Raw genomic sequence first — 8,505 nt, forward strand, 5'->3', positions numbered from 1 at the left:
TCCAAACCCCCACCGGACACGACTACCAATCCACAGCCCCACCCCTACCCGGACACCAACCCGCCACGGTCGGATGAACCATGTCGAGGCTCTGGCGAAGAGCTTTCAAAAAGTTTGCGCTTTCGCGTAACCCTTTGGTGTGCCCCGACGATTACGTCTGTGAAAGGGCCGAGCTGGAATTTGTCCCCCATCATCTTCCAGCTCGGCTCTTCCATGTCCGGGAGTTACGCCGGCTCGGGGAGTTCTTCCTTTGGCTGGCCCGGCCGAGCAGTTACCCTTGGTGAGGTCGTCCGTTGTGAAAGGCGGATGATCTGGCTCCCAGCCTGGACCAGCCGCCGATCGAAAGTCCCAATTCTGTGACCGACGCATTGACCGACGAAGCGCTTCACGCACTCCAAGGCAATAACGCGGAACTGTTCAGCGCCGTTTACCAGGCGTATGCAGGTCAGGTTTTGGGATATTTGACGGCCAAGGGCGTCGCTGATCCGGAAGCAACCACACAGGATGTTTTCCTCGCCGTCTTGCCTAGGTTGGATGGGATCAGCGGGGGCGTCAGCGGTCTGAGGACCTTTATCTTCTCGGTAGCCCACGCTCGTATGGTCGATGAGCACCGGAAGGAAAGCCGGGCTCCGGACCAGCATGAGTTTGAGCCCGAGCGGGATGCGAGGGAATCGAGCTCTGCTGAAGCCGAAGCCATGCTGCGGTTCGCGCCCTACGAGGTAATGGCGCTCTTGGAACTCCTGGGCGAAGAGCAGCGGGAAGCCCTGACACTCCGCATTGTGGCCGGTCTCACTGTGGAGCAAGTGGCCGGAATCATGGGGAAATCTGCCGGCGCAGTGAAGCAGCTGCAACGGCGGGCACTTATCGCACTCCGTGAGCATTCGGCAGTAAAGGAATACGTGTCGTCGTGACATTCAAGGATTTGGAACGCGAGAAGATGGTGGACGAGCTCCTGCTCGACGCCGATCTTGGCGACGCCACGGACCTTCGCCAAGCGCTTCTGGTGGTGGGCAACTTTGCCGATGCGGCCGCACCTGAGCCCGGCGAAGAGTTGGCAGCCATGCTCGCCGGGCCCCACGATGACGTCTCCAAGCGCCGTTGGAGGCACAAGCACCGCACTGCGGTGGTTGGCGTTGCCGTGGTGGCAGCCATGGGACTCGGTGTCAGCGGCGTCGCCGCAGCGAGCTCCGGATTTACGCGGAGTCCATCCTTTGCGGGACTCTGGGAGGGCCTTGCTTCCCGGAAGGCTGCAGAGACTCCTGTCTTGCTCGCCCCCGATGCCCCCAAGGTGAGCACCGTGCCTGCTCCATCTGTAGATCCAGCGGCGATCCCGGAATCCGTGCAGCAAGCCCAGCCCGTTCAACCAATCCAGCCTGTGCAACCAAGCCCCCTTTTGGTGGCCGGAGTCCCGGTCCCGGCGCAGGTGCCCGCCGCTGCACCGCAACCGGTCCAACAGAAGCCGGTCACCGCCGTCGAACCGGCGACGCCTCAACCGGCCGCCACTGGCCCGGTGGCCGCTGTCCCCGGCCCGGCGACGCCGAAGGCAGCCCCCTCGCCGCAGAACCAGCCTGCCGCTCCCGGCCTCGCCCTTCCCTCAGTTTCCGAACAGCTGCCCGTGGGGCAGCTGAAAGCCCAGGCCGCAAAGCTGAAGCAGGCAAAGAATCCGGTGGAACGGTGAGGAGCCGCCACGGGCATCACCTGTGATTTCGCTGCGTCGGCGGCAGTAGGCTGGGCTCATGATGCATGTCAACGATCCCGCCGTCGTCGAGCGGTTGATGCGGACAAAAGGAACGTGGGCCGTGGTTGGCCTTAGTAACAACGAGTGGCGTTCTGCCTATGATGTTTCGCTGTATGTAAGGGACAAGATGGGCATGGAGATCATTCCCGTCAACCTCAAGGGTGAGGACGTCCACGGCGAGAAAGGCTACAAGAGCCTGGCCGACATTCCCGCCGAAAAACACCCGATCGACGTCGTGGATTGCTTCGTCAATTCCGAGCGCGTAGGTGCCGTTATCGACCAGGCCATTGCGGTCGGGGCCAAGGCCGTGTGGCTCCAGCTCGGCGTGTTTGACGACGACGCCACCCAGCGCGCCCGGGACGCGGGCCTGGACGTCGTGGTCAACTCGTGCCCGGCACGTGAAGGCTGGCATTACGGCCTGTGATTGGTGGTCGTTTTCTTCTGCTAGATTGCTGCTGACTCATCTCTCTAGCCCCGGGGGAAAGCCATGTGTGGCGACCATTCTGCAGTGCCTTCATCCGTTCCCAGCAGGCGGGCCGCCTTAGGTCTCCTTGGCGCTTCCGTAGTGGCCGGCCTGACTGCCTGCACCCCGGCCGCAGGGGCGGAAAGTTCGACGGCGGACCCCACTCCCAGCGATGCCGCAGCACCCACTGCTTCGCCTTCGGTGACGCCCACTCCTTCTCCAACTCCCACAGCGACCAAGCGGATCCGGCGGACCTTCATTCCGGACTTCCAGCTCCCACCGATTGTGGGCGGCCTGGCGTCGGTGATCACCAAGATTCCTACCAAGCATCCTGTGGTTTTCCTGACTATCGATGACGGGAACATCAAAACCCCGGAGTCGGTCAAGCTCATGGCCGAGTACGACTACCCCGCCTCCCTGTTCCTGACCAAGGACACCATTGCGGACAACCCAGCGTTCTTCAATGCGTTCAAGGCCCAGGGCAGTCTGGTGGAGAACCACACCGTAACCCACAACATTAATATGGTGCGGCAGTGGGGATATCAGCAGCAGCTCAACGACATGATGGGCATGCAGGAGTACGCCCTCCAGCAATACGGTCGCCGGCCCACCCTCTTCCGTCCGCCAGGGGGTGCCTACTCGACTGTGATGCGCCAGGCCGTTGCGGACGCTGGAATGAAAGCGATCATCACCTGGGAAGCCAAAGCGAACGCGGGAAAAATGGACTACCAAGTGGGCAACTCGCTCCGTCCCGGCGATATAGTGCTCATGCATTTCAGGGCTGAGTTCGCCGCTGACCTCGCTGCTTTCCGTGCAGCACAACTGGCCGCGGGGCTGGAAGTGGTGTTGCTTGAGGATTTCCTGGGGGTGGCGTAGGAGTGTCTGCAGCGGTGACAAGCCAGTAGGCTCCCTCCATGGATGTTTCCCAGCTCCGTGAGATCTGCCTTGGTTTTCCGGGCGCCTTCGAGGACTTCCCGTTCGGTCCAGAGACGTCTGTGTTCAAGGTTCGCGCGGCGGTAGCCGGTGGTGCCAGGCACGAAGCGAAGATGTTCGCGCTCTCCGCCATGGACCCGGGCAACTGGTCCGTGAGCCTGAAGTGCGAGCCTGCCCTTGCCGAGCAGCTGAGGGCCGCGCATCCGGAGATCACTGGCGCTTGGCACCTGAACAAGACCCATTGGAACGGCGTCCGCCTGGATGGCGCCCTGCCGGATGACATGGTCAGGGACATGGTGGAGGACTCCTATGACCTGGTCGTGGCCACCCTGAGCCGAAAGCAACAGGAACAACTCGGGTGGGCCCGGCTGGCACGTCCGAAGGGAAGCTGACACGCCTCCATCGACCCCTCCCCACGGCGCTGACATGGGACTAGATTGATACTGCGTACCTTGGGACCTCAGCCGGTGGCTGGTCAGGAGCGGTGTGATGCTTGATAAGAAGACGCGGGACCATCTGCGAGTTGTCCTGCGAGTGCACTGAGTCGAAAAACCATGTTCAAAGCCCCGGAACATGCCACCATTGCTGCGAGTGAGCGAAGCAAGCCATGGATGATTGCTTTGCGCACTGCCTCGAAAGTGTTTCCGAACGGTAAAGGGAGCCTCACGGCGGCAGCCGAGGGGCTCTCCGGGGGTGCAAATCCGGCGGAAAGACAGGGAACTTGGCACTCCAGGGCCTTGGCCCGCCACGTGGCGACCGAGTGCGGCCAAGCCCTTGCGGAGGGGCCGTGAAAAGATCACGCTTTGACAAATGTTGATCGAAACTGCTGAGAAATATTGATTTTCGATCATTCGTGGTGAAGTATGTCACACGAAGGTTGGTGCTGCCAGAGCGTCAGCCCAGACTGTCCGACTGGACGGCCCCCAGCCGCCGGAGTCGGCCTTACGAGTCACAAAGGGGTATTGAAATGACCATTCAGCACCAGTCCGTCGGCCGCCGTGGATTCCTGCGCGGAGCACTCGCAGCAGCCGTACTCGTGCCCATGGGGGGAACCATTGCATCCTGCGCTGCCGGAGGCGGCAGCACGACCACCGGACCCACCGGCACCGTCTCTGACACCAACCCGTTCGGAATGGCGGACAAAGCCACTCTGGATGCCGTGATCTTCAAGGGCGGCTACGGCATCGACTACGTCGATTTCGCCGGCAAGATCTTTGAAAAGACGCACTCGGGCTCCACCGCCAAGATCGCCCCGTCCACGGATATCGCCCAGGAACTCCAGCCCCGCTTCGTCGGCGGAAACCCGCCGGACCTGATCGACAACTCCGGCGCCAAGGCCATCGGCTTCAGCACCATCCTGGCCCAACTGGAAGACCTGACCCCCGTGGTGGAGGCGAAGAACCTCGAAGGCAAGGTCATCAAGGACACCCTGTACACAGGCGTCCTGGCTCCGGGTACCTTCGATGGCAAGCTCGCGGCCCTGAACTACGTGCTCACCGTCTACGCCGTCTGGTACTCCGATTCCCTGCTCAAGGAAAACGGTTGGACGGTTCCCAAGACGTGGGATGAAATGTACGCGCTCGGCGAGCAAGCGAAGGCCAAGGGCAAGTACCTGTTCGTGTGGGGCAAGGAAGCCGCCACCTACTACCAGGAACTCGCCATCGCCTCCGCCATCAAGGAGGGTGGGGACGAGGTCCGCCTCGGGCTGGAAAACCTCAAGGAGGGTTGCTGGTCCCACCCGGCCATCCAGTCCGTTTTCACGGCGCTGGACAAGATCGTCAAGGCCGGGTTCTTCAAGCCGGGCGGCTCGGGCACCCAGTTCACGGCCGCCCAAGCACAGTGGAGCAACGCCCAGGAGGCAGTGTTCTACCCGTCCGGTTCCTGGATCGAAAACGAGATGAAGGACCAGACCAAGGCAGGCTTCAACATGATGGGTGCCCCGGCCCCGTCGGTCACTGCCAGCCCCAAGATGCCGTACACCGCTATCCACAGCGCCGCCGGCGAGCCCTACATTGTCCCGTCCCAGGGCAAGAACGCTGCCGGTGGCAAGGAAATGCTCCGCATCATGCTGTCGAAGGAAGCAGCCACCAACTTTGCCAAGACCAAGTTGGCACCGACCATCGTCAAGGACACCGTCCCGGCCGACGGGTTCGGTTCCACCGCCCTGGTGTCGCAGACCAAGATGCTGGGCGACGCCGGCGACAAGGTCTACACCTGGAACTTCATTGACCTCTACGGGACCAACAAGGACCAGCTGGTTGTCTGGAACACCTTCCTGGACGGCAAGTCGGACGTCGCAACCCTGACGTCCGCCCTTCAGAACATCACCGACAAGGTCCGTAATGACAGCTCGGTCAAGAAGATCGAAGTGAAGTGACCGTAGTGAAAACAAAGCAGAGCCGGAACGACGACGGCCTGGCCGCCGTCGTTCCGGCGATGGCGCCACCGCAGTTGGTCAAGAGGCGGCGGAAGCCGCTGACCTGGGACAAAGTCAGTTTCTTTGCGGTGTTCCTCGGGCTGCCGCTGGCAATCTACCTTTTGTTCGTGATCTGGCCTTTCATCCAGGCCTTCCAGTACTCGTTGACTGACTGGTCAGGCTTCTCGCCCAACCCGAACTTCATTGGCTTTGAGAACTACACGAAGATCTTCACGGACGACATCTTCATGAAGGCCATGTCCAACAACATCCTCTTGGTTATCGTCCTGCCGATCGTCACCATCATTTTGAGCCTGGTCCTCGCGACCATGGTCACGGTGGGCGGCAGCAGCAAGGGCCAGATCAAGGGGCTGCGGAACTCAAGCTTCTACCGTGTGGTTTCCTTCTTCCCGTACACGATTCCGGCCATCGCCATCGGCATCATGTGGGGCCAGATCTACGATCCTTCGGGTGGCCTGCTCAACGGCATCCTTCGGGGGATAGGCCTGGAGCAGTTCAAGGACTTCGCCTGGCTGGGCAACAAGGACACGGCCATGATCGCCACGATGTTCGTGATCGTGTGGGGCTTTGTCGGCTTCTACATGGTCCTGTTCGTGGCGGGTATCAAGGGCATTCCTGCCGAGCTTTTCGAAGCCGCGAGGATTGACGGCGCCGGCCGCTTCCGGACGGCTGTGTCCATCACCATCCCGCTGATCCGCGACAACATCCAGACCGCCTACATCTACATGGGCATCCTGGCCTTGGATGCCTTCGTCTACATGGCTGCTTTGAACTCCGGCGGTGGTCCGGACAATTCCACGCTCGTCATGGCCCAGCAACTGTTCTTCACGGCCTTCAGCAAGGGCCAGTTTGGGCTGGCGAGTGCCATGGGCGTCGTCCTGGCCATTACCACCCTGATCTTCTCCGGCCTGGTGTTCGCGGTTAACAGGCTCACCGGCGGCGACAAGGATGTGAGCAACTGATGACTACCAAGGTCGCATCTCCGGAAATGAAATCCCTGCACTTCCAACCACGGACGCCGGCAACCACGCCCGGCGACAAGGTGGTCGGCGCCGTCTCGCACGCCGCTTTGACCATCTGGTCGCTGATCGTGATCCTTCCGCTCCTGTGGACGTTCATGTCCTCGTTCAAGACCTCCAGTGAGATCTTCGCCTCGCCATTCGCGCTCCCTTCCGTGTGGCGGTTCGACAACTACGTCAAGGCCTGGAGCGAAGCAGGGATCGGAAGCTACTTCCTGAACTCCGTGATCGTTGTAGGCTCCGCACTGGTAATCGTGATGGTCCTCGGCGCCATGTGTGCCTACGTGCTGGCGCGCTACACCTTCCCTGGCAGCAGGGCCATCTACTACCTGATGCTCGCCGGCCTGACCTTCCCGATCTTCCTGGCCATGGTGCCGTTGTTCTTCGTCCTGAAGAACATGGGACTGCTGAACACCTTGCCCGGCCTGATCCTGGTGTATGTGGGCTTCGCCTTGCCGTTCACGGTGTTCTTCCTGTTCTCCTTCTTCAAGTCGCTGCCCCACGAAATCACTGAGGCCGCAGCATTGGACGGTGCAGGGGAGTGGCGGACGTTCTTCCAGGTCATGTTGCCGATGGCCAAGCCGGGTCTCGCCTCGGTGGCTATTTTCAACTTCCTGGGCCTCTGGAACCAGTTCCTCATCCCGGTGTCCATCAACGCGGCCGGTCCGCGCGTCCTCTCCCAGGGTTTGGCGGCCTTCGCAGGCCAGATGGGTTACGCCGTCGATTTCGGGGCTTTGTTCGCTGCGGTAACAGTCACTGTGGTGCCGGTACTGATTGTGTACATCATCTTCCAGCGCCAGCTCCAGGGTTCCGTCTCGCAGGGCACCATGAAGTAAGTGGGGAGCCCTGAACTGGCCCGTTTGGGTTAAAACGCTCGACGGCGGTCCGCACCTTGGGTGCGGGCCGCCGCGCGTTGATTTACCATGGGCTGATGTTCGAACCCTGCCTGCTGCGCGATGATGTCACCATGCGTTTGCTGCGTTCCAGCGACGCTGCCGCACTCGCTGCTGCGTATGTGCGCAACCGCGACCATCTTGCTTCCTGGGAGCCCATGCGCTCCGAGGAGTACTTCACCGAGGAGTGGCAAGCTGCCGACATTGCCAAGCGCCTGGCTGCTCATGAGGCCGGGGAGCAATTTCCGCTGTCCTTGGCGGCAGGCGACGAGATTGTTGGCAGGTTCAATCTGGCCGGCATTGTTCGTGGTCCATTCCAGAGCGGAGGGGCTGGGGTACTGGGTCGACAAAGATTACGCCGGCGGCGGGTTGGCCAGTGCCGCTGTCAGGGTGATCGTGGAGAAGTCGCGGAGCGAGCTGGGGCTCCATCGACTGGAAGCCGGAACCCTCCTGCACAACGTTGCCTCCCAACGGGTGCTGTTGAAGGCGGGTTTCCGGAAGATCGGCATGGCGCCGAACTACCTCCACATCGCCGGGGCCTGGCAGGACCACAACCTGTACCAGATCATCCTGCACGACTAAGCATCCTTAGCTTTCTGACAGGATGGTAGGGAATCGTAGTGCAACGAAAGGCAGCAACCGTGATCTTTATTGTGGTCAAGTTCAACGTCAAACCCGACTGGTCCGATCGCTGGCTGGACCTGGTGGGAGATTTCACCGAGGCCACGCGCGCTGAACCGGGGAACCTGTGGTTCGACTGGTCCCGCAGCGTGGACAACCCGAACGAGTTCGTCCTGGTGGAAGCCTTCCAGGACGACGCCGCTGAGGCCCACGTCAACAGCGCGCACTTCAAGAAGGCCATGGTCGACATGCCCCAGGCCCTCGCCGAGACGCCCCAGATCATCAGCCGCCAGATCGAAGGCAGCGGCTGGGACCGAATGGGTGAGCTGACCATCGCCTCCTGATACAGCAACGCGGGGTCACTTATGGCCCATCCCAAGGGGATTTATGGGCCATAAGTG

The 8,505-nt window shown here is 61.4% G+C and carries 10 protein-coding genes; all 10 read left to right on the top strand.

Annotated elements, in window-relative coordinates:
• Window positions 1-356: 356 nt before the first annotated feature.
• The gene (locus ACFVSI_RS21930; protein WP_387828565.1) at window positions 357-911 is read left to right on the top strand and encodes an RNA polymerase sigma factor; all 555 of its coding nucleotides are present in this window, start codon (window positions 357-359) and stop codon (window positions 909-911) included.
• On the top strand, window positions 908-1,678 hold the full coding sequence (locus tag ACFVSI_RS21935; protein ID WP_387828568.1) for a hypothetical protein: 771 nt from the start codon (window positions 908-910) through the stop codon (window positions 1,676-1,678). Before ACFVSI_RS21930 ends, ACFVSI_RS21935 begins: the two co-directional genes overlap by 4 nt.
• A gap of 58 nt (window positions 1,679-1,736) precedes the next feature.
• Window positions 1,737-2,162, top strand: coding sequence for a CoA-binding protein (locus ACFVSI_RS21940; RefSeq protein ID WP_144661407.1), 426 nt, complete (start codon window positions 1,737-1,739; stop codon window positions 2,160-2,162).
• 84 nt (window positions 2,163-2,246) lie between these two features.
• Window positions 2,247-3,077, top strand: coding sequence for a polysaccharide deacetylase family protein (locus tag ACFVSI_RS21945; RefSeq protein ID WP_387828571.1), 831 nt, complete (start codon window positions 2,247-2,249; stop codon window positions 3,075-3,077).
• A gap of 38 nt (window positions 3,078-3,115) precedes the next feature.
• Window positions 3,116-3,526: an MmcQ/YjbR family DNA-binding protein gene (locus tag ACFVSI_RS21950; protein WP_144661409.1), complete on the top strand. Its 411-nt coding sequence runs from the start codon at window positions 3,116-3,118 to the stop codon at window positions 3,524-3,526.
• Window positions 3,527-4,101: 575 nt separating this feature from the next.
• The gene (ngcE, locus tag ACFVSI_RS21955) at window positions 4,102-5,511 is read left to right on the top strand and encodes an N-acetylglucosamine/diacetylchitobiose ABC transporter substrate-binding protein (RefSeq protein WP_387828575.1); all 1,410 of its coding nucleotides are present in this window, start codon (window positions 4,102-4,104) and stop codon (window positions 5,509-5,511) included.
• A 5-nt stretch (window positions 5,512-5,516) separates the two neighbouring features.
• Window positions 5,517-6,533, top strand: coding sequence for a carbohydrate ABC transporter permease (locus ACFVSI_RS21960; RefSeq protein WP_387828577.1), 1,017 nt, complete (start codon window positions 5,517-5,519; stop codon window positions 6,531-6,533).
• Window positions 6,533-7,426: a carbohydrate ABC transporter permease gene (locus ACFVSI_RS21965; protein ID WP_262277155.1), complete on the top strand. Its 894-nt coding sequence runs from the start codon at window positions 6,533-6,535 to the stop codon at window positions 7,424-7,426. Before ACFVSI_RS21960 ends, ACFVSI_RS21965 begins: the two co-directional genes overlap by 1 nt.
• Window positions 7,427-7,759: 333 nt before the next feature.
• Window positions 7,760-8,065 (top strand): GNAT family N-acetyltransferase, encoded by a 306-nt coding sequence (locus tag ACFVSI_RS21970; RefSeq protein ID WP_387828580.1) that lies wholly within the window; start codon window positions 7,760-7,762, stop codon window positions 8,063-8,065.
• 59 nt (window positions 8,066-8,124) lie between these two features.
• Window positions 8,125-8,448 (top strand): putative quinol monooxygenase, encoded by a 324-nt coding sequence (locus ACFVSI_RS21975; RefSeq protein ID WP_387828583.1) that lies wholly within the window; start codon window positions 8,125-8,127, stop codon window positions 8,446-8,448.
• Window positions 8,449-8,505: the final 57 nt, after the last annotated feature.

It is taken from the genome of Paenarthrobacter sp. NPDC057981 (assembly GCF_042886835.1).
Taxonomy (GTDB): Bacteria; Actinomycetota; Actinomycetes; order Actinomycetales; family Micrococcaceae; genus Arthrobacter.